At 46.2% G+C, this 26,817-nt stretch carries 26 protein-coding genes; 4 read left to right on the forward strand and 22 right to left on the reverse strand.

Annotation, left to right across the window (positions count from 1 at the left end; genetic code table 11):
* The first annotated feature begins 88 nt into the window (after nucleotides 1-88).
* On the forward strand, nucleotides 89-607 hold the full coding sequence (locus tag FFM80_RS04855; protein WP_137639774.1) for a MarR family winged helix-turn-helix transcriptional regulator: 519 nt from the start codon (nucleotides 89-91) through the stop codon (nucleotides 605-607).
* Nucleotides 608-1,050: 443 nt separating this feature from the next.
* Here FFM80_RS04855 and FFM80_RS04865 read toward each other — a convergent pair whose 3' ends face one another.
* A complete protein-coding gene (locus FFM80_RS04865; protein ID WP_137639776.1) occupies nucleotides 1,051-2,418 on the reverse strand; it encodes an RsmF rRNA methyltransferase first C-terminal domain-containing protein in 1,368 nt (455 codons plus the stop codon).
* Nucleotides 2,419-2,560: 142 nt separating this feature from the next.
* On the opposite strand from FFM80_RS04865, the gene FFM80_RS04870 reads away from it, so the two are divergent.
* Nucleotides 2,561-3,370: a Cof-type HAD-IIB family hydrolase gene (locus FFM80_RS04870; protein WP_137639777.1), complete on the forward strand. Its 810-nt coding sequence runs from the start codon at nucleotides 2,561-2,563 to the stop codon at nucleotides 3,368-3,370.
* 76 nt (nucleotides 3,371-3,446) lie between these two features.
* On the opposite strand, the gene FFM80_RS04875 is transcribed toward FFM80_RS04870, so the two are convergent.
* The 7 genes from FFM80_RS04875 to murI all read right to left on the reverse strand — a co-directional run bounded on the left by FFM80_RS04875 (nucleotide 3,447) and on the right by murI (nucleotide 9,609).
* Nucleotides 3,447-3,716 (reverse strand): hypothetical protein, encoded by a 270-nt coding sequence (locus FFM80_RS04875; protein WP_137639778.1) that lies wholly within the window; start codon nucleotides 3,714-3,716, stop codon nucleotides 3,447-3,449.
* 138 nt (nucleotides 3,717-3,854) lie between these two features.
* Nucleotides 3,855-4,613, reverse strand: coding sequence for a potassium channel family protein (locus tag FFM80_RS04880; RefSeq protein WP_137639779.1), 759 nt, complete (start codon nucleotides 4,611-4,613; stop codon nucleotides 3,855-3,857).
* A 218-nt stretch (nucleotides 4,614-4,831) separates the two neighbouring features.
* Nucleotides 4,832-5,755, reverse strand: a complete 924-nt coding sequence (locus FFM80_RS04885; protein WP_137639780.1) for a cation diffusion facilitator family transporter — start codon at nucleotides 5,753-5,755, stop codon at nucleotides 4,832-4,834.
* Between the two features lie 6 nt (nucleotides 5,756-5,761).
* Nucleotides 5,762-6,382, reverse strand: a complete 621-nt coding sequence (locus FFM80_RS04890) for a TetR/AcrR family transcriptional regulator (RefSeq protein WP_171001040.1) — start codon at nucleotides 6,380-6,382, stop codon at nucleotides 5,762-5,764.
* Complete coding sequence (locus FFM80_RS04895) at nucleotides 6,363-7,877, reverse strand: YhgE/Pip family protein (protein WP_137639782.1); 1,515 nt, start codon at nucleotides 7,875-7,877, stop codon at nucleotides 6,363-6,365. Before FFM80_RS04895 ends, FFM80_RS04890 begins: the two co-directional genes overlap by 20 nt.
* Nucleotides 7,878-8,088: 211 nt before the next feature.
* Entirely contained in the window at nucleotides 8,089-8,715 is a 627-nt protein-coding gene (lepB, locus tag FFM80_RS04900; protein WP_137639783.1) for a signal peptidase I, read from the reverse strand.
* A 111-nt stretch (nucleotides 8,716-8,826) separates the two neighbouring features.
* Nucleotides 8,827-9,609 (reverse strand): glutamate racemase, encoded by a 783-nt coding sequence (murI, locus tag FFM80_RS04905; protein WP_137639784.1) that lies wholly within the window; start codon nucleotides 9,607-9,609, stop codon nucleotides 8,827-8,829.
* A gap of 231 nt (nucleotides 9,610-9,840) precedes the next feature.
* On the opposite strand from murI, the gene FFM80_RS04910 reads away from it, so the two are divergent.
* Nucleotides 9,841-10,212: a pyridoxamine 5'-phosphate oxidase family protein gene (locus tag FFM80_RS04910; protein ID WP_137635175.1), complete on the forward strand. Its 372-nt coding sequence runs from the start codon at nucleotides 9,841-9,843 to the stop codon at nucleotides 10,210-10,212.
* A 100-nt stretch (nucleotides 10,213-10,312) separates the two neighbouring features.
* Here FFM80_RS04910 and lysA read toward each other — a convergent pair whose 3' ends face one another.
* The 3 genes from lysA to FFM80_RS04925 all read right to left on the reverse strand — a co-directional run bounded on the left by lysA (nucleotide 10,313) and on the right by FFM80_RS04925 (nucleotide 12,884).
* Nucleotides 10,313-11,638 (reverse strand): diaminopimelate decarboxylase, encoded by a 1,326-nt coding sequence (gene lysA, locus FFM80_RS04915; RefSeq protein ID WP_137639785.1) that lies wholly within the window; start codon nucleotides 11,636-11,638, stop codon nucleotides 10,313-10,315.
* Nucleotides 11,639-11,771: 133 nt separating this feature from the next.
* Nucleotides 11,772-11,912 (reverse strand): 2-hydroxymuconate tautomerase, encoded by a 141-nt coding sequence (locus FFM80_RS04920; protein ID WP_137639786.1) that lies wholly within the window; start codon nucleotides 11,910-11,912, stop codon nucleotides 11,772-11,774.
* 78 nt (nucleotides 11,913-11,990) lie between these two features.
* A complete protein-coding gene (locus FFM80_RS04925) occupies nucleotides 11,991-12,884 on the reverse strand; it encodes a YitT family protein (protein ID WP_137639787.1) in 894 nt (297 codons plus the stop codon).
* Nucleotides 12,885-13,120: 236 nt separating this feature from the next.
* Here FFM80_RS04925 and FFM80_RS04930 point away from each other — a divergent pair, with 236 nt between their 5' ends.
* Nucleotides 13,121-14,557, forward strand: coding sequence for a C69 family dipeptidase (locus tag FFM80_RS04930; protein ID WP_137639788.1), 1,437 nt, complete (start codon nucleotides 13,121-13,123; stop codon nucleotides 14,555-14,557).
* Between the two features lie 185 nt (nucleotides 14,558-14,742).
* Here FFM80_RS04930 and FFM80_RS04935 read toward each other — a convergent pair whose 3' ends face one another.
* The 11 genes from FFM80_RS04935 to rnc form a co-directional block, all read right to left on the reverse strand.
* Nucleotides 14,743-15,609 carry an SPFH domain-containing protein gene (locus FFM80_RS04935; RefSeq protein WP_137635180.1) on the reverse strand — a complete coding sequence of 289 codons (867 nt, stop codon included), beginning with the start codon at nucleotides 15,607-15,609 and terminating at the stop codon, nucleotides 14,743-14,745.
* Nucleotides 15,610-15,885: 276 nt separating this feature from the next.
* Entirely contained in the window at nucleotides 15,886-16,242 is a 357-nt protein-coding gene (rplS, locus tag FFM80_RS04940) for a 50S ribosomal protein L19 (protein ID WP_137639789.1), read from the reverse strand.
* 115 nt (nucleotides 16,243-16,357) lie between these two features.
* Nucleotides 16,358-17,098, reverse strand: a complete 741-nt coding sequence (gene trmD, locus FFM80_RS04945; protein ID WP_137639790.1) for a tRNA (guanosine(37)-N1)-methyltransferase TrmD — start codon at nucleotides 17,096-17,098, stop codon at nucleotides 16,358-16,360.
* On the reverse strand, nucleotides 17,098-17,622 hold the full coding sequence (rimM, locus tag FFM80_RS04950; RefSeq protein WP_137639791.1) for a ribosome maturation factor RimM: 525 nt from the start codon (nucleotides 17,620-17,622) through the stop codon (nucleotides 17,098-17,100). Before rimM ends, trmD begins: the two co-directional genes overlap by 1 nt.
* A gap of 61 nt (nucleotides 17,623-17,683) precedes the next feature.
* Nucleotides 17,684-17,941, reverse strand: a complete 258-nt coding sequence (gene khpA, locus FFM80_RS04955) for an RNA-binding protein KhpA (protein ID WP_137639792.1) — start codon at nucleotides 17,939-17,941, stop codon at nucleotides 17,684-17,686.
* A gap of 17 nt (nucleotides 17,942-17,958) precedes the next feature.
* Nucleotides 17,959-18,231 (reverse strand): 30S ribosomal protein S16, encoded by a 273-nt coding sequence (rpsP, locus tag FFM80_RS04960; RefSeq protein WP_003638633.1) that lies wholly within the window; start codon nucleotides 18,229-18,231, stop codon nucleotides 17,959-17,961.
* A gap of 96 nt (nucleotides 18,232-18,327) precedes the next feature.
* A complete protein-coding gene (ffh, locus tag FFM80_RS04965) occupies nucleotides 18,328-19,782 on the reverse strand; it encodes a signal recognition particle protein (protein WP_137639793.1) in 1,455 nt (484 codons plus the stop codon).
* A 22-nt stretch (nucleotides 19,783-19,804) separates the two neighbouring features.
* Nucleotides 19,805-20,152, reverse strand: a complete 348-nt coding sequence (locus tag FFM80_RS04970) for a putative DNA-binding protein (protein ID WP_137635186.1) — start codon at nucleotides 20,150-20,152, stop codon at nucleotides 19,805-19,807.
* A 143-nt stretch (nucleotides 20,153-20,295) separates the two neighbouring features.
* Complete coding sequence (gene ftsY / locus FFM80_RS04975) at nucleotides 20,296-21,801, reverse strand: signal recognition particle-docking protein FtsY (RefSeq protein ID WP_137639794.1); 1,506 nt, start codon at nucleotides 21,799-21,801, stop codon at nucleotides 20,296-20,298.
* A 15-nt stretch (nucleotides 21,802-21,816) separates the two neighbouring features.
* On the reverse strand, nucleotides 21,817-25,386 hold the full coding sequence (smc, locus tag FFM80_RS04980) for a chromosome segregation protein SMC (protein WP_137639795.1): 3,570 nt from the start codon (nucleotides 25,384-25,386) through the stop codon (nucleotides 21,817-21,819).
* A 24-nt stretch (nucleotides 25,387-25,410) separates the two neighbouring features.
* On the reverse strand, nucleotides 25,411-26,112 hold the full coding sequence (gene rnc, locus FFM80_RS04985) for a ribonuclease III (protein ID WP_137639796.1): 702 nt from the start codon (nucleotides 26,110-26,112) through the stop codon (nucleotides 25,411-25,413).
* Nucleotides 26,113-26,817: the final 705 nt, after the last annotated feature.

Raw genomic sequence — 26,817 nt, forward strand, 5'->3', positions numbered from 1 at the left:
CTAAATCCAATGAACTATTAGAGAATATCACGCAACGTCTAAGCTGTTAATTGATTGATTATTTATATAATACGAGGGAGGCGTTCAGATGCCTAATTTAAGTAAACAAAAAAACGTCGCCGGCAAACTGATTGAATTTGGCATGGTCCGCCAAACGGCCGATGAGATTACTCACCGTCGTCACCAAAATAAGGGTGAGCACCAATTACGGTTTCAAGGTCAGGGCAAGATTCTCTTGGCCTTGGCACAGACAGATGGTCAGTCCCAAAAAGAACTAGCGACCCGCCTTAACTTAACCGCACAATCAACTGCCGAATTCGTCAACAAACTCGTAAAAAAACAACTAGTTACTAAAGAAAAGTCCACGGCTGATCGTCGTAAGACCATTATTCGCCTGACCGATTCGGGTCGGCAAACGGCCGCAACTGAATCAGTCAAAGTACCTGAGTTTCTAAATACCTTAACTGATACCGAGCTTGACCAATTCGCAACTATTTTGACGAAAATCAACGCTAGTCTTTATGATGAAATCAACACCTACAATCCAAGCTGGCATACCAAGTTTCAACAAACCGTGGCTGATACGTTACGCGACTGGTTTCTTTAATTTAGGACCAACGCCAAAAATGCGATCAATCCAACTAAGGACTGATCGCATTTTTAAGTGGCTGGCAGTATTCAGTGTTTCAAAACGAGCCGCTACCTTCATCGATGCTTAACCCATACACGTTGCTAAGCTAGTTAACCAAACATTCGTGCCACAGACTATTTTGGTCAACACTAGTTTAAACTAACGTTAACTGGAGGTGTCGACCATGTTTACTTGCCAAAATTGTGGTAAAACCTTACACAAGTGGGATAATGCTTACTTCTTAATGCAAATTCCACCTCGATCACTCACTGAAGTACACACTTTTTTGAAAAATAATGCCGTGGTTTATTGTCCAGCATGCCTAGAACTCATTTATCGACGCGCTACATTACAGCCGAATCAAACAACGATTTAACGACAAAAAACTGCGACCTGAATTAAGGCCGCAGTCTTTTTGATTATAAGCTAGTATTATCGTCAGTGGCTAAGAAGCGCAACCCCTTGGGAAAGAAGTTCTTCACCGTGCGCTTGACAACTTTACCGAAGCCAACCGGTAAACCCGCACAAGTTAACACGGTAAACCCATTTTGACCGGCTTGGTCGAGATCAAAGGTCTCACCATGGACATACTTTTGCCATTGTGCACTCGTTATCGCAACTTTCGGTAAAGCTAAGTCATCGCTAGCAAGCGCTAACGCATAACTCGGTTCGAAACGTTTCTTTTTGAACGTTCCCAGCTGAATCCCTGGTCGAAAGACTTTTAACCGGCGCGTTACCGGCATCATTTCGGGGACCCCGTATAATTGGTCACCATGCACTTGTAAGGCTAAGTTAGGTAACTCTGGCACATTCAATTGTTGCTGCGCTTGCGTCCATAACTGGCGCTCGCTGGGCTTCAAGCTATCACGAACAGTCCGTAAGTCTTTGACTTTATCCGCGCCACGATAGACTAACTTCGCAATAAAATGTCCCTCGCCCCGCATCAAATGTGGGAATAATCGCGCCGCCTTTTTCAATTCTGGGTTGCCATCTGCCCACTCCGGCTTAGCATCGACCATTCCAGCAACTTTTTCAATCGGTTCTAACTCAAAGTCCGGATACGTTTTAAGCAACCAGGCTATCATCTGTTCATCTTCTTCAGGCGCAAACGTACACGTTGAATAGATCAGATGACCCCCGGGCCGCATCATTTTAACCGTTTCCGTTAAGATTTCTCGTTGTCGGGCCGCACATTCCGCGGGATAATCCACATTCCAATATTGCATTGCATCCGGGTCTTTACGGAACATCCCTTCACCCGAACACGGCGCATCTACTAAGATTCGGTCAAAGAAATGCGGAAAGGCCTTGGCTAGGTGTGCGGGCGTCTCATTCGTAATCACCGCATTTCGGGCACCATAACGTTCGACATTATCGCCTAAAGCGGTCACCCGTTTCGGATTAATCTCGTTAGTCACAAGTAATCCAGTTTGCTTTAAATAGCTTAGCAAATGAGTCGTCTTACCACCGGGCGCGGCGCATAAGTCTAAGACGCGTTCGTTTAGTTCCGGCCGAGCGACTTCGCCAACGGTCATGGCACTCGGTTCCTGACTATAGACGGCCCCGGCTAAATGTTCGAGCGCATTGCCGTTCACTTTGCCATAATACCCAATCTTGCTATAGGCAATGGGATCAGTCATCTTTGCTTGCATTGCGGATGTCACGGGCTTGTTTGGATTGACCCGAAACCCTTTTTCAACGGGTTCATCAAACGCCGCCAAAAAAGCGGCCGCTTGATCACCTAATAAGGCTTGATATTTTGTAATAAACTCTGCTGGTAACTGCACATTTTTTCCTCCTCGAAAATCATTCCTTAACTAGGTTACCATACTTTTCCCACCGCCTGACACGTTATGATTCGCCTTTTTTCAGAAAATATGCTAAATTGTAATGACTAAGCTAATCTGGATAATTGAGGTGACTTTTGGAATGGAAAGAAAATTAATTGCGTTAGATTTAGACGGGACGACTTTAAACGCCGCCTCTCAACTTAATTCGGCCACTATCCAAACAATGCAGCGCCTGCAAGCGGCAGGCCACATCGTCAGTATCATCACTGGCCGGTCGTACCAAGGCTCACAACATATTTATGATGACTTGCACTTAACCAGCCCGATGATCAACTTTAATGGGTCGCTTGGTCACCTCCCACACCAAAGCTGGGCGTCTGAATATCAGTTTACGTTAAATAAAGCGGTCGTTTTAGCCTTGGTCAAATATCGTGAACAATTGGGCATCAACCAGATCATTGCCGAGAACAAGACCAGCACCATGACCGCGGGGCAAGATATTGTCGCGGGCAAGTTCTTTCCAGAAATCGCGGATAGTCCGCGACTAACTCCCGAAACCTTAACACGTAATCCCAATTCGCTCGTCTTATTAGTCCAACTCGACCGGCGTTCCGCCATTGTTGACTGGATTAATGACCATTTCGGTGAAGTCGTGGATGTTGGTGTTTGGGGCGGACCCGATGCCATCTTAGAAGTCACCTCAAAGGGTGTACACAAGGCTAAAGGGGTGGCCTACTTAGCTGACTATTTCCACATCAATCGGCAAAACGTGATTGCGTTTGGCGATGAACATAATGACTTAGAAATGTTGCAATACGCCGGTCTGGGCGTCGCCATGACTAACGGCACCGACGCCATTAAATCAATTGCAGACGATGTCACCACTTATGATAATGATCAAAACGGGGTGGCCCGTTACTTAACACATTATTTTGGTATGGCTGAATAACCGCATTCAAATAGGGTCCAGAAATTTTAAACGAATTTCTGAACCCTATTTTTTGTCGTTAAAAAACAGCCTTTGTTTAGGCATGGTATCGATGTGCGCGATACCAACAAGCGAGGCCAATGCCACCACTAGCAGTCACAATCGCGGCACCAGTCAAATTGACTTTCAGTAGTCGAGCTTGTTTCGTCTGTGGCAGTGGTCGTACCCGACTGTCGTCAATTTCCAAGGACGATTGCGTCACGGTGGTTCTCACTGGCCCCGCCAAGCCGGCAGCCATCACCGTTCCACTAGTCCCCAATAATAACAAGCCACTGGTAATAACCGCCAATAACCAATGATTTTTCATACTAGCCCCTCCATTCACAGCGTCACCAACCTGAATTAATCTCAAATTTACCGCATTACTTGCTAAATGAAAAGGAAAGTTTTTCATTTGTTAACCTGCCGAATACAAAAAAGATGGCTGACTGAATCAGGCCACCCTCTAATGCTTATGTTTTAATCGGTCCAAGTCCGCCTGCAATTGATCAACCTTAGTGGTTAACTGGTCGATTTTTGTCAGTAATAAGTTCACCTCAGTTGAGGTTACGGTGACTTCGGCTTGCTCCGCTTGTTGCGTATCGGTGGTAAAGAAATCCGTAATCGTACTCGTTAACAACCCGATAAACCCAATCCCACCGAACATTAACCCTACGGCGATCACTTTGCCAACCGGGGTATGCGGCGTATCATCACCATAACCGACCGTTGTCGCCGTTGTAATCGCCCACCAGAGCGAGTCTGATAAGCTCTGATGCTCGAAGACGGAAAACAATAAGGCACTCAGGACAATAATCGCAATACTGATCGAGAATAAATAGATAAACCCGGTGCTATAAATAAAACGATGAAAATCATGCGTCCACTTGCCATCCCAACCGAGTCGATAGAAGAGATGATGGTAGCGGATCAACCGCGCCAAGCGTCCTAACCGAAACAATGCAAATACTGGATGCATCGGGATAATCCCTAACAAATCAAAGGCGGAATGAATTAAAAACGTCTTCCGATCAGGTGTTGTGACAAAACGACTCACATAGTCAACCGCGAAAACACCTAATAGGGCATCCGCAATGTGCTTTTCAAGCTGCCAATCGCCCCAATGAAACGTCAGTAAAATCACATTGACTACTGACCACAATGTCAAGATTGTCACGATAACATGATAGCACATGATTAATCGTGTCCATTTATGCTTTTTCATTGGCTCACACCCCATCACTTTAAGTTTAATTATAATATAGTCTGATTATAAACCGATTGCTAGTCTTAAAATTAAGATAACTGTCAGTTCAGCAACTTGCTAGTGGCAATTAACTATTTGAAGCACCCAAATATTAACTAACATCTATGTATTTTACGCCAACCGAGCGTTAATAACTGCTAAGTTTTATTAACACTTTCGGTTGACGCCATGACCATTTAGCTTGGCCAAAATTCAATCCAACAATACAATAAACTTTCCTGACTAGCCAATCGCTGACACAACTGTTGCCGCAGCCGAACCGTATCTGTAACAGTTAACTGTGGTGCGACTTGAATTGCGAGTTCCAAAACAATACTATCGCCAACATAACGCCCATGAACGGCCTTAATCCCCTGAACGCCCGGCACTGTTAAGATTAGTGCCGCAATGCCAACTTGTCTCTCAGGATCAAAGCCATTTGACAACTTAGCCGCGCTGCGACTTAAAATCTGTCCACCAGTCCAACAAATATAACTACCCAACCCCACCGCGCTTAATGTATCGATAAGCGGCCAGTGTGTCACCATGGTCAGACACAACGCCAGCACCGTCACCCCAGACGTCACCGCATCGCTAAAGTAATCCTGCGCCGAGGCCAGCAACGCTGAATCTGAAAAACGTTGTCCTTGCCAATGATTCAAACCCGCTTCAACTAATAAGATCACCGCAGAAGCCCCAGCTGGATACAACACTATCCCACTCAACGTGCCACGACCCAGTTGCCAGACTGACCAAGTCTGACGCAAGGCTAACCAGATACAATTAAGCCCGACCAGTACCATTGACAATCCCGATAAAAAGACCGCTAACGATTCAAATTGCCAGTGTCCTTCCACATGATAGGCATCGCTCGGTTTGGCGGCAAAGTGCAAACCAACTAATAACAGGATTGTCGCAAAACTACCCGTCACATTATTTTCACCATCGGCAAGTAACACTGCTGCATGTGTTTGCCAACCAACCAGCAACTCAATCCCCGCAATTAGCACATACAATCCTAGATTCAAGCTGAGCCAATGCTGGGCACGCTTTATCTTCATCCGATTAGCAGCGGTAGTCGTCGCTGAAATCAGTGGCCCAGAAAGCCTTATTTTTGCCATGGTGCGTTACTGGCCCGGTTGTTGCCAAGCCACGATGGTCGCTAAATCCTGCGGGGACAAGCTACGACTACGTAGAAATACCCGATAGGCCGTTACGACATCCACTGGTTCCGCTTGCTGCAACCAGTAGCTTAAAATCGTCATGACATTTTGGATAATCAACTCTCGTGCCAACGTTCCAGTAATTAATTGATCTGGCGCCACGACAGTTGTCTGTTCAGCCGTATCCCTCACCACTAAAGTCGCAATCACATCATGGATTTTAGGCAACAAAGCTGAGTCCGGACACTGCATGAGACTCGTCACAGTGGCACGCTGGGCTGCCAAATAAACTAGCATTGCGTAAAACGCATTATCTTGTTCATCCGCCGATAAAGCCGTTAACTCTGGCTTGGAGAACTGACCAAAAATCATTGTTAACGTCTGAATCAGTTGATCTTCACACGCCGCTAGTAAGTCAAATTTATCCAGATAATACCGATAAAAGGTCCCCCGAGCAACCTGGGCCGTCGTTAAGATATCCCCAACCGTTACCTGTTGAAAAGTCTGCTGCTGTAATTGCGCTATCAATGCTTGTTGCAACCGCCGTTTTGTCTTAAGCGTACGATCATTTGTCTGATTCAGCATCTTCCACAACCTCCCAATCATCAAATTGCCGTTGATGAATCTTTAAATAAAACTTAAAGATAATCAATAAATTAACCACTACTAATATGCTAGCCATAACGATGAGATCAGTTCCAATGCCACCGCCTAATGAAATCGCGTGCCGCAAGCCATCAATCAAATAGGTCATCGGCAAATACGGCGTTAAGCGACTGGCAAAACTGCTCGTCAATTGGACTGGATATAAACCAGCCGACGCCGACAATTGTAAGACTAAAATAATCGTCACCAACCAGGTCCCAAAACCACCTAACCAAATTTGCAAACCAAAAATAATCGTTAGAAACATCAAACTGCCTAATAACAACAAGCTGAATAAGTCACCATTAGATTGAACTTTCAGCCCGATGCCCCCACGCAACACACCGTATAGCAACCCAGCTTGCAAGCCACTAACAAGCCCAACCACTGAACACTTACTGCTCCACCAAGTCACACTACTACGGGGTCGCCGATAGGGCGTAACCGCATCAAACATCGTCCCAACCGCAATCCCACCAACAAATAAACCAATGGCAATCGCAAATGGTGCCATGCCCGTACCATTATTGGGAACGGGCGCTTCATCCGTCAATTTAGTCTGGACTGGATTGGCAATGACAGTCGCATTTTGCGTCCGTGTTTGGACCGCGTTTAACCGTTGACCACTTGCCGCTAACTTAGCGGCCGCAGTCTGACTACCTAGTTGCAACCGGCTCGCCCCTTGAAGGCCAAATTGTGTACCGGTCTGCAGTTTGACCGCCCCACTAGCCAATTGACCTAGTCCTTGACTGAACGGCCGCATACCTAAATTAGCCGCTGCATGGTTATCTAACTGTGACAAGCCATCCGATAGCTGCTGTTCGCCAACCAGCGTTTGCTGTTCACCTGTTTGTAACTGACCGGCACCTTTAGCAAGCTGGGTATCACCAGCACTAGCAGTCTGCAACCCATGCTTGACGCCGGCTAAAATCGTCAATAATTGCTGTGTGTAAAGCTTGGTCACTTGCGCTGCCACTTTGGATTCAATCTTAGCGGCCGCCCCAGTCGTCATTTTTGACACAATAAAATTACGGCCGGAGCTAATCCGATAATCAATCGTTAACTGTTGCGGATGCGCACTTAACAGGGTGGTTGCATGCGCTGAAAAATCACGCGGAATCGTAACAATCATATAGTAACGACCCGTTTTCAAGCCCCGTTCAGCCGTTTGGCGGCTAACTTCATGATAATCGAGTGCATCGGATTGCTTGAGATTCTTAACCAATTGTCGCCCGATTGCTAGCTCATAACCATGATCACGCTGACGTTGATCATGATTAACTAGTGCCACCGGAATATCTGCTAATTTACCATATGTGTTCCACATTGATGATAGATACAACCAGCAATAAAGTGCTGGAATTAACGCAATCGCGACCAGCACGATCATCATCCCATGATCATGCCATAAATGCTGCCATTCACTTTTAAACATTGCAACCCCTCCTCGTCTTAACTAGATGCGATGTTCAATATCGTAGTTTAGGCGGGGCCGCCGACAACTTCAATAAACAGCTTAAGCGTTTTTGTCTAACTTTAAGTATAACGGCTACCCATTATCATGGATGGTTAAGAACAATCAGAACCAATGTTAAGTGTCCAAACTAAAAAAGGACCTCGAATGCACTCATTCGAAGTCCTGAAGCTTATGGTTGATACGCATTAATCGCTTGGCGCCGGTTTTGCCATGGCCAGGCTTTCACGACCCCAATCATCTTACGCTGGGGAACAAATCCCCAATAGCGGCCATCACTAGACACGCTACGATGATCACCCATCACAAAGTAATGTCCTTTGGGAACCCGATTGTTTTTTGGCTTAGCCGATAACTGCCAGTCGGGCTGATCATGCGCCAAACTCGTTAGGGTCCACCCTGTCACTTGACCATGCGAATTGGCCATGTATGTCCCGGTTGTCTGCTGGAAACTACTCTTGAGGTAAGTCTGCTTGATCAACCGATGATTAACATATAATTGGCCAGTTTTCGTATAGGTGACCGTGTCGCCAGGCATTCCAATCACTCGTTTGACGTAAACGGTGTTCGGTGTCGTGGCATCCGGACTCACCCCGTGGGCATCAAAAACGACTACAGAGCCGGCCTTAATCTGCCCAGTCTTAAATGCCACTACCCGTTCGTTATTTTGCAAGTTCGGTTGCATCGACCTTCCATCGACTCGTACCATAGTAAACCAGAATTGACGGACCAGCATCCCTAGCCCTAATCCAATCACAATCGGCAAAATCCAACTTAAACTACGCTTGATTATTTTCACTAAAATTCTCCCTAATTCCGTCTAATGCGTTTATTATACCTGAAATTAAGTCTTTACAGAACCAAAAAAAGACTGTCGCATTATGATGGCACGACAATCTCGGCTCATATTTCAGTCAATCCCATGATCAAATAAATCTTGATACAACGCCAATTCCGCCGGCGTATTCCGACTACTCATGAATTCAATCGTCCGAGGTGCCTCACTAGTAGGCCGCAAAAGTTGACGCTGCGTTAATTGCGCCGTCAATTGCCGCGCAATACCGTCATACCCCGTATAAACACGCACTGGACGTGGAATCTTGCTAGTAATCAATTCCTGAATAAATGGATAGTGGGTGCAGCCAAGTACGACCGCATCAATCGGATGTTCCAGCATCGGCGCCATTAAATCCGCCAACAAACTTTTAATCTGTGGTAACCCAGCTGATCCTAACTCAATGCGATCAGCTAGACCAGGACAAGGCAAGGAGTAAATATTAGTCCGCGCGCCAAACTTGGCTAACTGCGCTTGATATTTAGGCAAGCTCAAGGTTAAGGGCGTCCCCATGACTAAAATATGCTGCTCACCAGCATCGACCGCCTCTTTTAAAGCCGGTTCAATCCCCACAATCGGTAACTCTGGGAATTGGGCCATTAATTGTGGTTTAGCGGCACTGGTCGCCGTATTGCAGGCAATGACCACTGCTTTGACGGCCCTAGCCTGTAATTGTTCAATGACGTGGCTGGCCAAATGACACACCGTTGTCGCTGATTTCTCCCCATAGGGTGCATTGGCAGAATCGCCATAAAAAATAAAGTCCTCGTTCGGCAAAACTCGTGCTAGCGTGCGTAATGTACTAATGCCACCCACACCTGAATCAAAAACCCCAATTGGTGCATTTTGATCAACCATTTTCTAACCCTTCTCAATTAGATTTAATTTTTCGTGATTAATAATATTATATCATGTGACGCCATTATTTTAGGCTAACAAGACCATTGATTGTCTTTTTAACTCCAAAAAGTGTAAACTAAGTAATTGTTGATAGTTAAATAATAGTTCAAAAAATATAACTATAATTTATCAATCTGGTTAGTGCCGACCGTTATCAGCACCAAAATAATGAAACTCAGGTGATTTATCATGGATGCAAAGTTTTTAGATGTGATGCAGCACGAAGGTCCAGTAACCATCGTGACGATTAACGCCCACCCAGCCAGCGTGGTCAATACTTGGATGTCATACGTCGACGTTCACGCGGATGACAACTACTTATTAATCCCGGCCGCTGGCATGCACAGTATTGAAGCCGACTTTAAGACGGATAACACGGTGACTTTGACAATGGGCAGCAAAGCCGTCGAAGGCACCGTTGGCCCCGGCGCCGGCTTCCACGTTCACGGAACTGGCGAATTTATCGCCAGTGGGGCAGCCTTTGACACGATGCAAGCCAAGTTTCCTTGGATTCGGGAAGTCTTGAAAGTCACTGTCCATGATATTGAACAAAAAATCTAATTAAGCGTAACGCTCAGTTAATTGGTTTTACAACCATTGACTGGGCGTTTTTTACTAAAAAAAACGATTCACCAGTTTAGCTGGCAAATCGTTTCCATCACTATTTAACATCTTCCGGTGTGGCTAACGGAATATCTAAGCGCGTTAAGTCGGCGTAAGTTTCGCGCTGTACGACTAATTGGCTATGCCCATTTTCACAAAAGACCACCGCTGGCCGCGGATTACGGTTATAGTTGCTGGCCATTGAATACCCGTAAGCCCCCGTATCTAGCACGGCTAAAACATCACCGGGCTTAGTAGCAGGCAATTTTTGATCCCAGATTAACATATCACCGGATTCACAATACTTACCCGCAATCGAGGCAACTTGCTCACTCGGTAAAGTAGGATCTTTCGCCAAAACCGCTTCATACTTAGCTTCATAGAGTGCTGGCCGAATATTATCGCCCATTCCACCATCAACCGCCAGATACTTTCGAATCCCCGGAATCTCCTTGCTGGCACCTAACGTATACAGCGTCATCCCCGCCGTTGCGACCAGTGAACGCCCCGGTTCAATCCAGATTTCAAGCATTGGTACATGCTTAGCCTTAGTTTGTGCGATGGTCTCTTTGATAATCGCATCGACAAATTCCGTCGGCAATAATGGCTGATCTTCAGACGTATACTTCACGCCAAAGCCCCCGCCAACGTTGATGATCTGTGGATAAAAGCCTAATTCGGTCTGCCAACGGGCGAACAACGTCACCAGCTTATCAACGATCATCTTAAACCCATTTAATTCAAAAATTTGCGAACCAATATGACAATGAATCCCAATCAAATCTAAGTACGGGGCAGCCTGAGCCTGCTTAACCGCTTTATCAGCTTGATGACTATTCAGGTCAAAACCAAACTTAGAATCTTCTTGCCCCGTCGAGATGTACTCATGAGTATGCGCTGAGATTCCTGGCGCCACGCGCAACATAATCTTGGTCAGTTGTTCCCGTTGCGTGGTTAATTGCGTTAATTGGGCCAATTCATAGAAATTATCAACAATAATACAACCGACGCCGTAATCCAAGGCTTCGGTTAATTCGGTCAATGACTTATTATTCCCATGAAAGGATAAGTTGGCCATGGGAAAGCCCGCTTGCTTGGCCGTGTACATCTCACCACCCGAAACAACATCACAATGAATCCCGGCTTGCGCAGCCACCTGATACATCGCAACAGCCGCAAAAGCCTTGCTAGCATAGCTAATCTGATAGTTCACATCATTGGCCTCAAAGACTTGCTTAAATGCTTGAATCTCTTGCCGAATTGCGCCGGTATCATAGACGTATAGCGGCGTTTGATACTTTTGGACCAAGTCCAGGGTATCCACACCGCCGACGGTTAAATGATGGGCTGCATTTAAATCGGCATTCGTAATTTGTTCGTTCACGATCTAACCTCACTTTTTTCAACAACATGCCAATTTTCAAAAAAACCGGCCGTTAAACTGGCCGGTTGAGACAAACTGCTTATTTAGCAGCTTCGTCACTCTTTAAAACACCGCCAACACTATAGCGGTTTGGTTACATTTCACTTAAAATGACATGGATATGTTCAGCGGGCGCACCAGTATTCTTGCTAACAGCGGCCGTTACATCTTTAACTAGGCCTTTAAGTTGGTCTTGTGACCGACCGGCAATTAAATCAATGTGTACGATTGGCATCGTTGTCACACTCCTCTATTATCTTTCTAGAATCTAATCATACCTTAATCTTTACGTTTCAGCAACCAAATCAACGAATCAGTTTTTTAACTGTTGTCGCTGCTCAGTTTGCTCCCGTTCACTCATAAACTTCCCAGTCGTATCAACGGTATTCAAAATATTAATAAATGCCTGCGAGTCAGTCGCGTTAACGGCTTCTTGCAGGGCATAGAGCTCATAGCGATTGAGGACCACCATCAAGGTCGCATTCGGTTGCCCGGAATACGCCCCTTGCGATGGCATGACCGTCACGCCACGCAAAATGGCCTGCTGAATCGCAGTCGCCACTGGCTTAGCATCATGCGTCACAATCAACGCTGTCAGCTTCTGATGCCGCGTATGAATTAAATCGACTAACCGCGTGGCCGCATAAATCGAAATAATCGTGAATAAGGCGTTTTCCCAACTGAAGACGACCCCCGACATTAAAATAATGATGAAGTTAATAATAAACATCAGACTGCCGACCGTTCGCCCCGTCACCCGTTCTAAAACTAAGATGATAATATCAAAACCACCCGTGGAAAAGCCATACCGCATCGTAATCCCAATACCGATCCCAGTTAAGATACCGCCAAATAAGGCCCCTAATAAAGGATTATGCGCAATATTCACGACTGGCAGTAACACCGCTGCCGCGGACGTTAAAAAGGCGGTCGCAAAACTCATAATGGTGAATTTATGTCCCAGCTTAAACCAACCCAGTAGCGCAATCGGCATGTTAAACAGTAATATGTAATAACCCGTATTAATGTGCAGTCCCAATGGCTTCCCTGCCGAATACAGAATCTGCGCAATCCCATTCACTCCACCGCTAAAGGTATTAGCGGGAATTAGAAACTCATTTAATGCAAACGCTGAAACTACCGCTGAGGCGACCATCACGACCAATTGCCATAAAAAGGCCCACCGCGGATTAGAAATGTGTGCCATCTGTCCAACCTGCTTTCCATTATGTTTAATTACATTTATGACGCTTAATGCTGGTTAAAATTGCCGCCGACTGGTTTAGATTGCACCGGCTTGAAAGCCAATCCAACCCGAGTAGCAACTTCCTGCTCCTAACACCAAGCGTATTTATTATAAGCGAAAAATCCCTTTTTTACCGGTTAAATGATAAAATTAGTTTATAAAAGTTATCATGTTAGTTAACAGAAAGAAGGCACTTTATGCTGACGCATCAGTTTAATCCCTACTCAGCTTGTACAAGTATTTTAATCGGTAAAAATGCCACGGCCGATGGTTCAACCATGATTGGCCGCAATGAAGATTCACGGTCAGCCTGGGCTAAAAAGTTTGTGGTCCACGCCCATCATGAATTCGATCAACCCCAAACCTTTACCTCACAAGATGCTGATCATCCCTTTACCATGACCTTACCGACGATTCGGGCCAAATATACGGCAACGCCTGAATGGACGCCGAAATACGGGCTTTTTGAAGAAGATGGCATCAACGAATATGGTGTCGCCATGAGTGCCACGGAAAGCGCCTACTGCAATCCCCGCGTGTTAGCCGCTGACCCCTACGTCAAAGACGGTATCGGCGAAGAAGCGATGGTTACCGTAACCTTACCGTACATTCACTCCGCCCGCGAAGGCGTACAACGGTTAGGCCAAATTATCGAAGCCCACGGCACTTACGAAACTAACGGAATTTTATTCAGCGATGCTGAAGAAGTCTGGTACATGGAAACCGGTGCTGGGCATTATTGGGTCGCTGAACGGATTCCCGATGACGGGTACGCGGTGGTTGCTAACCAACTCGCCATTCAAGAAATCGACTTATCCGATCATGAAAACTATTTATTTGCAAAAAACATTCGTGATTTCGTCGTCGATAACGATCTAGCCACCAGCGCTAACGGTTTTAACTTCCGAGAAGCTTTCGGAACTCGCGACTTATCCGATCAACATTACAACACACCACGTGTCTGGGATGGGCAACGATACTTCAATCCGGAAGTTGAGCAAGATCCAGAATCCTTTGACTTACCTTTCATTCGGCGCGCTAATCGTTTGATCCATATTGACGAAGCCCAACATTATTTAGCTTCTCATTATGAGGGCACGCCGTTTGACCCCGTTGGCGGTGGCTCTGACGCCGATAAACATCGTTACCGGCCAATTAGTCTCGCTAAGACCCAAGAGTCTCATGTGCTCCAAATTCGGCCAGATATGCCGGTTGCGTTAAGCGGGATCCATTGGTTAGCCATGGGGGTAGCCGCTGAAAGCGTCTACGTCCCATTCTATGCCGGTGCCGACACGACGCCAGCAGCCTATCAAGTGGCGACTGAAACTTATGACCCAACATCAGCCTACTGGATCTTCAAGCAGGCGGGGATTCTAGTCGATGCCCACTACCATGACTTGCACACACAGCTGCAAACGGTGCAAAAAGACTTGATGATTGCATTAGGCCATCACGTGATAACGACCGATGCTCAGGCTAAACAAACCGCCGCCGACTTAACGACATTATTAACAGCGGCTAACGAACAAGCCGCGACCCTCACTCTCACCAAGATGACCGCGTTAATTGCTGATTTAATTACAGCTAGCACCGACTTTTCACCGCTGAATTATCAAACTGATTTGAATCTATAAGCCCGACTGAACGACTGCCAATTGATTGGTGGTCGTTTTTTGTTGTCAGCTAGTACCATGCGTCTTTGCTTGCCACTCTAATTGTCGACTAGAGCATAAGCTAATATTGTAGTAAACAACTAAAAAGAACCATCTGGCCACTAACTATGGCAAGACAGTTCTTCAAAATAACGTTATCAATCGCTTTACTTGATGTTCGACGTATTAATCATCGGTTGCGTCCCACGCTCCGATATAATGGTCACCATGAGGTTGTTCATCAACTGAAGCTTCTTATCGTCCGAAATCTTCATGCCGGTATCTTTTTCCAGCCGCTGAATCGTTTCTTCAGTAATTGAGACGGCCCCTTCAACGATCACCTTACGGGCAGATAGAATTGCCGATGATTGCTGCCGTTGTAACATGGCGCTGGCAATTTCTGTGGCGTAGGCTAAGTGCGTCAATCGGGTTTCGACAATTTCCACACCGGCGACATTTAATCGTTCTTGTAATTCTTGCGTTAACCGATCTGAAACTTCGGTTGGATTACTCCGCAACGTTAACTTTTCTTGATCATCGAAAGTATCGTATGGATATTCAGAAGCCACGTGCCGCACCGCAGATTCACTTTGAATTTCGACGAATTGTTCATAGTCATCCACGGCAAACAAGGCCATACTTGTATCAACGACTTTAAAGACAATGACCGCCGCAATCTCAACCGGATTCCCGCGTAAGTCATTCACTTTTAGAATGGCACTGTTAAAGTTACGCACCCGCAACGAAATCGAAAATTTATTCGTCAACGGCACTGTCATAAATAACCCCGAGTCTCGAATCGTCCCAATATACCGGCCAAAAAAAGTTAACACTTTCGCTTGGTTCGGGCCAATGATGGTCAGCGAACTGGCCCCAAACGCAGCCACAATAATTAGTAGCGCCCCTAACAAGATACTAATCATGTTATCCCCGGTGCCACCTTGCCAAATCAACCAACCCCCGGCGATCACGAACAAGATTGCTAGAACTAAGCCAATATACCCATTAATATGAAAAACTTGTTTTTCCTTCAATTTAAAGTCCCCCTTTGATCACAGTATACACGTCTCATCGACTGGAACCTAATACGATTGTCCCACGCTTGGGGCCTATTATAGTGGTACCCGACCGCAAGTTCTTGCTTAAAACCTACTTTACTAAGCATCCTTAACTAACCCATACAATTGGTCTACCATCATTGATTGAAGCCTAATTAGGCGTAAAAAAAGAGCCAACTGATAAACTCAGTCGACTCAATTTCATCTTTATTGTTAACTTACGCTACCAATAAATGATTAATTTGCTTGGATTTAGCCACGACGGCGTTCTGGAATCCGAGCAGCCTTACCATGTAAGTCACGCAAGTAGTACAACTTAGCACGACGGACACGACCTTGACGTACAACATCGATTGATGCAACACGTGGTGTGTGTAATGGGAAAGTCCGTTCAACACCGACACCGTTACTGATCTTACGAACAGTATAGGTTTCGCTGATACCAGAACCGTGACGCTTGATAACGACACCTTCGAATAATTGGATCCGTTCACGGGTCCCTTCAACAACGCGGGCATGTACCCGTACCGTATCCCCAGCTCGGAAATCAGGAATATCTGTCCGAAGTTGGTCGTTAGTGATCTTTTCGATCAATTGATTTTGACGCATAATTTATTTCTTCCTTTCGCCGATATTCGTGACAACTTGGTCAGCGGAATGTCGTTAATGGGCGTAATAGCCAATAAACAGAATAACATACCCATCAAACCAGTGCAAGGATTCTTTACAAATCTTCAGCATCAGCTTGAATATCGGCTAACAGTTGGCGAGCCTGACCGCTAAGCTTTAGGTCGGCTAACATATCAGGGCGACGTTCGTAGGTTCGCTTCAAAGCTTGTTGTAGTCGCCAGTCATCGATTTTACCGTGATCACCACTCAACAAGATATCTGGCACCTTTAACCCCCGGAAATCGGCCGGCCGGGTATATTGAGGATATTCGAGTAAGCCGCTTGAAAATGAGTCGCCAGGAGCGGATTCGGCATTGCCCAAGACCCCTGGAATCAATCGGACGGTGGCATCAATCATCACCATCGCGCCCAGTTCGCCACCGGTCAAGACATAGTCACCTAATGAGACTTCATCCGTCACTAATGACCGAATCCGTTCATCATAGCCTTCATAGTGACCACAGATAAAGGTTAGGTGGTCTTCTTTGGCGAAATCTTCCGCGACGCTTTGGTTAAACTGAACGCCAGCTGGATCTAACAAGATAACGCGCCCCTTTGCCGGATGCTTTTCCTGCACATCGGCTAAAGCGTCAAAGATCGGTTGGGGTTGGAGTAGCATGCCAGCGCCACCGCCATATGGATAATCATCGACATGGTTGTGCTTATCCGTTGTATAGTCGCGAAAGTTCGTGACCCCGACATCAATGACCTTATTTTCAATGGCATTGCCGATCATCGATGCATGCAACGGCCCATCGAACATCTGTGGAAATAAGCTTAAAATATCGATCCGCATTAGTCGATCAATCCTTCCATCAATTCCACCGTGACCGTTCCTGCGTCCAAATCAACGGTTTTAATCACTTGAGGAATCTTTGGTAATAACACATCACTTTGCCCGTGGTCACGTTGGACGACCCAGACATCGTTAGCGCCGGGTGACAAGATTTCTTTGATCTTACCCAGAGTCTCACCGTCCGTCGTCACTACCGTTAAGCCGATGATTTGGTGATAATAATATTCGCCGGCTGGTAAGTCGTGCAACGTTTCCGCGGCAATCTTAATGGTCCAACCTTTATATTTTTCAACGTCGTTTATATTGTCTAACCCTTTAAATGTCAGGAAAAAGAGCCCTTTTTGTGTCCGTGATTTGTCAACTGTCACTTTAACACTACCAGTCGTGGCATCCGCGTCCTTAAATAAAAAGAGTTGTTGCCCTTTGGCGAAGCGTTTTTCTGGGAAATCAGTAATCACAACGACTTTGACTTCACCACGAATGCCGTGTGTATTCACTAATGTTCCGACTCGATAATAATCCATATACTGGCCTCCTAGTATGATTGTAATAAAAAAGCTCCTGAACAAAACATTGCTGCTTCGCTCAAGAGTTTTTTTTCTGTCCATCTTCGATCGTAAGACGAACTCGTTTAGGTCCTGAAACCCGGACACTATACACGATCGTACGAATTGCTGAAGCAACCCGTCCCTGGCGACCAATGACCCGGCCGATATCCTCGGGATTAACCGTTAAGTTATATTCCAAGTAACGATTGGTTTCTTTGAAACTAACCGCAATATCGTTCGGATATTGAACGAGGGGCGTTACGACCGTGGTGATTAAAGCTTTAATATCTGCCATGATCTATTACCGCTTTATTATTTAGTGAACTTAGCTTCATGATACTTCTTCATGATACCGGCTTTGGATAAAATATTCTTAACCGTATCTGAAGGTTGAGCACCATTGTTCAACCAACCGAGGATATCTTCCTCTTCAAGTTTGACTTGGGCTGGTTCTGTAAGTGGGTTGTATGTGCCGACTTGGGCGATAAAACGACCATCACGTGGTGACCGTGAGTCTGCAACGACAATCCGGTAAAATGGATTTTTCTTAGAACCCATCCGCTTTAGACGAATCTTGACTGACATTTAAACACCTCCCGAATTCTTTAACAGATAATAATATACCAGTAAATCAATAGCTTGTAAAGGTTTTTTTCTTGACAGGCTAAAAATTGTTTCAGCTTAACGCTTGCGACGGCGCATTGCCTTGGCTAAACGCTTCTTTTTTTGTTTCTTCGTTTGTCGCACCATCCGGTTCATCGCCATCTGCTGCATCTTGCCGCCGATACCTTTACCGCCACCAGCGCCGCCCATCAGACCTTCCATGCCCGCAAAGTTACCTTTGGACATTTGATTCATCATCTTTTTAGTCTGATTGAACTGCTTAATCATCCGGTTCACTTCATGAATTGGTCGACCAGAACCCGCTGAGATTCGCCGCCGCCGTGAGGGATTTAACACATCAGGATCAGTTCGCTCTTGTTCAGTCATCGAATAAATGATGGCCCGGACATGTGCCATATCTTTTGGATCCATGTTCATATTCTTCATCGCGGGATTATTCGCCATCCCGGGGATCATCTTCATGATATCTTCCATGTTCCCCATCTTGTCGACTTGGTCCAATTGGGCAATAAAGTCATTGAAATCAAAGCTGTTTTCCTGAATCTTGAGATTCATTTTTTCGGCTTCTTTTTCATCGAACTGCTGTTGCGCCTTTTCAATCAAGGTCAGCATGTCACCCATGCCCAAGATTCGGTTAGACATCCGATTTGGATGGAAGACATCCAAATCAGTCATCTTTTCACCTTGCCCGATGAACTTGATTGGTTTTCCGGTCACTGCTCGAATTGACAACGCGGCCCCACCACGGGTATCGCCATCTAACTTCGTTAAGACAACCCCGGTGATATCTAGCTTGTCATCAAAGCCTTGCGCGGTGTTGACCGCATTTTGCCCAGTCATGGCATCAATGACCAGCAAGATTTCATCCGGATGCGCTAAGGCCTTAATATTGGCTAATTCATCCATTAACTGTTCGTCAATCTGTAACCGACCAGCCGTATCAATGAAGACGTAGTCATTATGTTTAGTTTCGGCTTCTGCTAACCCTTGCCGGACGATTTCAACTGGATCAACATCGGTCCCTAATTGAAAGACTGGCACGTCGATTTGGTCACCGACCTGTTGCAATTGTTGAATCGCAGCCGGCCGATAGATGTCGGCCGCAATCATTAATGGCCGCGCATTTTGTTCATTCTTAAGCTTTAAGGCTAACTTACCGACCGTGGTCGTTTTCCCGGCCCCTTGTAGCCCAGCCATCATGATAATAGTTGGAATCTTAGCGGACTTATTCAGGGGTACCGCCGTTTCCCCCATTGTTTTCGTTAATTCTTCATCGACAATTTTAACAATTTGTTGGGCCGGATTTAATCCTTCGAGAACTTTTGCCCCGAGTGCCCGGTCACGGACCGTTTTAACAAAGTCTTTGACGACCGTAAAGTTAACATCGGCTTCAAGTAAAGCCAAGCGAATCTCTCGCATGGTCTGCCGCAAATCACTTTCTGAAACCTTGCCTTTACGGCGGAGGTTGGTCATCGCTTTTTGTAAACGTTCTGTTAGGCCTTCAAATGCCATTAGTGTCACCTAACCTTTATTATTATTCTGAGTCAGCTTCTAAGTTGACTAGTTGTTGAATCATCTTGGTTAACGTTGCATCACCGTGGTAATGCTGCTTGATGTAATCAGAAATCGCATCGACTTCATGATTACGTTCCACAAACGCATGGTATAAGTGTAGTTTCGTCTCATACCCTTCTAAAATCTTTTCAGTGCGTTTAATGTTGTCATAGACCGCTTGCCGTGAGACCGAGAATTCCGCAGCAATTTCGCCTAAGGAATAGTCGTCACCGTAATAGAGCTGGATATACGATTTTTGTTTATTCGTTAATAAGGGCTCGTAGAATTCAAATAGCGAATTAATACGATAATTTTTTTCAATTTCCATCAGCAGCTCCTCAAGTCCATTCAGTCTGACTACACACTAGTTAAGATTACCGATTTTTCAGTAATCCGTCAACTAACTGTTGCCATTTCTGATGAAAAAATAAAAACGGTCTTCCGTCACCCGAAAAACCGTTCCATCACCGACTAACCAGTGATCACATCTTTAAATAAGCCATAGACAAAGTCGTTGGCGTTGAATGGCCGTAAATCCGTCACCTTTTCACCTAAGCCGACATACTTTACAGCTAAATGGAGCTCGTTACGAATAGCCAGGACAATCCCACCACGGGCGGTCCCATCTAGTTTGGTTAACACGATGCCAGTTACCGCCGTCGATTGTTTGAACAGCTTCGCTTGATTCAAGGCGTTTTGACCAGTCGTCGCATCCAAGACTAATAAAACTTCTTGGGGTGCTGCTGGAATCTCACGCGTAATGACCCGTTTGATCTTTTCCAACTCGTTCATCAAGTTGACCTTATTCTGCAAGCGGCCCGCGGTATCCACGAAGAGAATGTCGTAGTCTTCAGCTTTGGCTTTTTTGACTGCATCAAAACAAACTGACGCTGGATCACTGCGTTCGGCCCCGGCAACCACGTCGACACCATCGCGTTGACCCCAAACTTGGAGTTGTTGGATGGCCCCGGCTCTAAACGTATCACAAGCCGCCAATAAAACCTTTTTACCTTGTTGCTTGTACATGTTGGCCATCTTACCAATGGTGGTCGTCTTACCAGCCCCATTGACCCCCACAAACAAGATCACCGTTGGACCAGACTCAGCTAAGTGAATCGAATTATCTTCACCTTCACCAGCTTCACCATACATATCGACTAACTTTTCAACAATAACACTCGAAATTTCTTTTTTACTCTTAGCATTTTTAAGCTTAACTTCATCACGCAAGTCTTCGCTAATCTGCATCGCCGTCTCGTAACCAACATCGGATTCGATCAGCGTATCTTCCAAATCATCAAAGAAATCTTCATCAACGTGGCGGAAGTTAGCTAAAAAGGCATTGATTCGATCGCCGAAAGTCTTCCGCGATTTCTTTAACCCTTCATCATAACGTTGAGCTTCCGTTGGTTCCGCTGACGTGGTGGCGGCCTCTGAGTCTACCACCGTTGCCGCCGACACGGCCGGTTCAACATTAGACACCGGTGAAACTGCTGCTTCAGAACTAGCCCTTGGCGCGTCACTGGTAACTGACGTAACGGCGGCACTGCTGGCCACAACGTCATGCGCTTGCGTACCAGCTAAACTCGCTGTTGCGCTGGCCACACTAGCTTGCGCGCTTTTAATCCGCGCAGCCATACTTTCAGTCGCAGTCATTTCGTGACTGACCGGTTCAGCTTCAGCACTCGTTGCGACCGATTCGCTGACCTGACTCATGGCCGTGACCGAACTCGTAACTGCGGCCGTTTCTGATGCCGCACTCGACGGTGACTCTGGCGTTACGGCGGTACTAGTCGTGGTAGCCGCGACGTCACTAACGGCGGCCACGCTGCTAGTCGCTGAAGCTGGTGCGCTAGTCACAGCTTCAGCTTGGCTAGCAACGGTACTAGTGGCACTGCTTTCAGCGGCCGCTGCTTGAGACGGTTCGGTTGACTCTGGTTGACTAAAAGCCTGTTTAAGGCGACTAAATAATCCCATTTTTTGATTGCTCCTTTAATTAGGTTTCGTGGTCTGATCCTTTAAATCATCTAGGGATACCGAGACCATCTTTGAGACGCCGGATTCTTCCATGGTGACCCCATACAAGACATTGGCATGTACCATAGTGCCTTTCCGATGGGTAATAATGACAAATTGCGTCCCCGTCTGGAAATCATTCAAATACTGGCTGAAACGATCCACGTTCGCATCATCCAACGCGGCTTCTGCCTCATCCAAAATACTGAACGGGACTGGTCGTACGGCCAAAATCGCAAATAACAAGGTAATCGCAGTTAGGGCCCGTTCACCACCAGATAATAGGCTTAATCGTTGGAACTTCTTGCCCGGCGGCTGCGCCATGATATCGACCCCGCTGGTCAATAAATTGTCCGGATCCGTCAAGATCAGCTCAGCTTTACCACCGCCAAACATTTGGACAAAGATCTGGCTGAATTCTTGCGCGACTTGATCAAACGCGGTCTTGAAACGGGTAGCGACCGTCTCATCCAGGTCAGCCATCGTTTGTAGTAAGTGCGCTTTAGCCGCTTTTAAATCAACGGCTTGGCTGGTTAAAAAGTCATAACGTTGCGCGACCCGCTCAAATTCATCAATCGCCCCTAAGTTAACGGTGCCGATCTCATCTAACCCGCGTTTTAACAGCTTTAATTGTTCGGTAATCGCTGGTAAGTCTAGGTCACTCACATCGGCTTGGGCTGCCGTAACGGTTAACTGATACTTTTCATTCAAATCAGCAGTTGCATGTTCGACTTCACCCGTCAGCTTCGTTTGACTCAATTCTAGGCGCCGGTAATCATCAGTCGCGGCCGCGGCCAATTGTTGCGTCCGGGTCTGATCATCACTCAACTCAGCAACTGCATCATTCAAGTCCGTTAAGGTCGCTTGAACGGTCGCTTGCTGGGCCACTACCTTTTGCTGGTCAGCTTGGGCACTCGCCAAGCGTTCGGTCCGTTCTTGTCCCGACAATTGTTGGCTGCTGAGTGTGTCTTTAACCGTCGCCAGCTCTGACTGGGCTTGTGTGACAGCTGTTTGTTGCGTAGCTAACTGTTGGGCACACTGACTGACTTGTTGTTGCGTTTGCTTACAATGTTCCGTCAAGGTTACTAGTGCTTCACGTTGTGTTTGTAACTTACCTGCTTGGGCTTTTTGATACTGCTCATAATCATTTTGTTGTTGTTCAACCGTGTGCATCTGTTGTTCATAATCCGCGAGCTTCGCTTTATTATCAGCTAAAGCTTGCTGGTTACGTGCTACCTGATCCGCATAGCTGTCATTGGCATCGGCGCGTTGCTGTTGTTCATAATTCAACGCTTTAACTTGCCGAGCCAGCTGTTGCTGTTCACTTTGAGCGGCCTGCAATTGCCCTTGCGCTTGGCTATAACGATCCTTCAAATCACTCAGTCGTTGCTGGGTAGTCTCAACTTGCGCCGTCAAGTCCTTAGCCGTTTGTTTGGCTTTAGCTAGGGCTTGCTCGTGCGTAATCAACGCTGCTTGCATCTTGTCAATATCGGCAGCTAACTGTTCACTGCGTTGTTGTTGCTGCAAGAGGCCTTGATCATCATGCCGTGTGGCGCCACCAGTGATAGCCCCGCTCGCGGCAATCGTTTCACCACCGACCGTGACTAACTTACAACGAAACCGACGCGTCCGTGATAAAGCCAGTGCATGATCTAAAGTATCAACGATCACCGTGGTCCCAAGTAAATAGCGTTTAATGGCCACATGGCGATCTCCACAGCTGACGAGTTCACTCGCAATCCCTAAAACCCCTGGTTGCTGCTGTAAATCACGAACAGTGTTGCTTGGCAATTGTCGGGCTTGAATTCGGTCGATTGGTAAGAACGTTGCCCGGCCATAATGTTGCGTTTTTAGGAAATTTACGACCGTTTTAGCTACTTGTTGCGTTTCACAGACGATGTTTTGCAACTGACCGCCTAACGCCACTTCAATTGCCTTGGTGTAATCACTCGGTACGGTTAAAAGTTCGGACACTGCGCCGTCAACGCCAGGAAACTGTTGTCGATGCTGTAAAACGGTTCGAACCCCAGCATAGAAGTTCGTATAACGTTCCTGAACGGATTGCAAAGTCTCTAATTGTGACTTAGCCTTTTCCATCATCCCCGCCGCTGCTAACCAGCGTTGTTGTTGATCATCGGTTTGGACTGCATTCGTTTTAAGCTGATCACGTTGCTGTTGTAACAACGTTTGTTGCGCTGTGACTTGGTTAGCAAGCGCGCTTTGATCCCGGTTTTGAATATTGACCGTCGTCTCGGCTTGCTTTAATTGCGTTTGTGCAGTTGCTAACCGTTGCGCCAACGCATCACTTTGGTTGCCAGTTTGCTGATGCTGTTTCGTTAAGTTTTTCGCTTCGTTATTCAACGACGCTTGCACTTGCTTCTCATCAATAAACGCATTACGTAAGGTCGTTAACTGATCAGCTAATTGTTGCCGACCCTGTTCACTCGTGGCCGTTGTCAGTTCATTGACGGCCGCTTGCTTCGTTTTGACAGCTTGTTGTTGCTTGGTTAGCTGAGCCGTCAACTCATCGCGTTGTTGCGTCAACTGATTAACTTGCTGAGTCGCCGTCTGTAACGTTGCCGTCAACCGTGCCTGCGTGGCTTGTTGATTTTGCCGCCGTTCCGCATCGACGCCTTGTTGACCTTGAGTATTTTCGATCGTTTTAGTTAGTTCTAAGTTGCGGTCAGCCAGTTGATCTTTTAATTGTAATTGTTCTGCTTGTTGTGCCTTAAACTTCGCTAGCTTAGTCGCACCAACTTGCGCTTGACGTTGATAGTCCTGCATCAAGGTCTTCGCTTTGGCTAATTGGGTATTGACCGTCACTAATTGATCATGCGCAATCGTCACCTTTTTAACCAAACGGGACCGGTCTAAATAATCGTACTTTTGTTTTTGGTCCTGATAATCGCGGGCTAGACTAGCTTGTTCTTCCAGCGGCCCTTTTTGTTGGGCTAATTCCGCAATAATATCGTTGACACGATCTAAATAATCCGTGGTTTCCGCGAGCTTTGACTCGGTGGTTAACTTATCTTTTTTATACTTCAAGACACCGGCAACATCTTCAATAATGCTACGGCGATCTTCTGGTTTCGCGTTAAAAACAGCTTCGACCCGTCCTTGTGAAATAACTGAAAAAGAGTCTTTCCCAAGGCCCGTGTCGGCCATTAGCGTGGTGATATCTTTTAAGCGGCAGCTCTGATTATTAATTAAATAATCACTATCGCCGTTCCGAAACAGCTTCCGCGTGATACTAACTTCAGCGTAATCCAGTGGTAAAAAGTGATCACTGTTGTCAAACGTGATGGTGACCTTGGCCAGATTCAACGGCTTACGGTGGGCGGAACCAGCAAAGATGACATCCGTCATTTTAGTGCCCCGTAAACTTTTAACCGCTTGCTCGCCTAAGACCCAGCGAATCGCTTCGATAATGTTACTTTTCCCACTGCCGTTCGGTCCGACAATACCGGTCATGCCCGCTTGAAAATCAATTTTGGTTTTATCGGCAAAAGATTTAAAGCCGCTGATTTCTAATGATTTAAGTTGCATTCGACCCAAACTTCCTGTTAGTAATTAATCGTGACGTTGTTGTAGTTGTGTGTACGCTTGGCGCGCAGCACTTTGTTCGGCTTCCTTCTTGGAATGCCCCCAGCCTTCACCAATCTTTTGACCATTGGCAGCGACCGCAATCTCATATGAGCGTTCGTTAGCGGGACCATCTTGTTCGACTAATTGATAGTCGATCTCAACGTCGCCGGATTGTTGTAAGTATTCCTGTAGCGTAGTCTTATAGTCAAAGACGCCATCAAAACGGCCTTCATCCAACTTAGGAAAGATCACCGTTTCGACAAACTTTTGAACGGGCGCGCGGCCTTGGTCCAAATAAAGAGCGCCAACAAATGATTCAAAAATATCGCAAAGTAATGAATCCCGTTCCCACGCCCGCGCTTTTTGTTCACCCTTACCGAGGCGAATATACTGTGGAAAGTCACACTCACGGGCAAAGCTAGCGAAACTGTCTTCACAGACCATCGCTGCCCGTAAGCGAGTCAACTTACCTTGGGGCATGTCTTTATACCGTTTGTATAAATATTCGGATACGATCAATTCCAAGACGGCATCCCCCAAAAATTCGACCCGTTCGTAAAATTTTAACGGTTGTTCTTGATGTTCATTGACATATGACGCTTGTGTAAAAGCTTCCGCCAATAAATCAGGGTTCTTAAAGGTAATACCAAAGCGTTCTTGCAGCATTGCTGCTAATTCTGTAATCATGGGTAGCATCCTTTCATAATTAAAATACCGATACGTTAAACTATTATACTATGATTGTGGTTTCATTAACAATTTTATCCGGGGAAAATTAGGATTTTGTGTCGTGGATTGGTTAAATTTGTCGCTACGGTTGGTCAGAATTGACGCTGGAACGTGGTGGCCACGTTTGGCAGCCATCGTGCGGGCTTCCCAGCCGGGCTTTGACTAAGCCGCTCTAAGTCAAACGACACCACTGAGCGCCATTCTGCCCGCCCCACGCTAATAATGATCATACTTTTGGCTGAGAATCACCTAAAGGCCATTTTATTTATCGATTACTGAGTATGTTATAACAACGTTTATAAGCGACATCAATGTACTTTCAATGAAACTACACCTGAAAGTTAATCAACAGTTTTAGCAATTGCGACCCCGCTGTTTTTTCAATTAGTCAGCCTCATAACAACCGATTGATACCGCTCAAAATCACATATTTTCAATTAGACTTCTCCTAAACTTAATTTCACACCTAATCGCCAATAATCCCGTCAACTAGTGCAGGACGGGCTGGGTGATGCTCAGTGGTGAAATTTTACTTGGTTGGGGTGATTTTCCCCGGCCTAGTAAAAGCCCGGCTTTCGAGACCGCTCCTCGGCTCGAAAACGCGGCCACCACGTTCCAGCATCAGCCCAGCCCGTCCGGAGCGAAAATTAATCATGATCCACT

Source organism: Lactiplantibacillus dongliensis, from assembly GCF_005405105.1.
GTDB classification, from domain to species: domain Bacteria; phylum Bacillota; class Bacilli; order Lactobacillales; family Lactobacillaceae; genus Lactiplantibacillus; species Lactiplantibacillus dongliensis.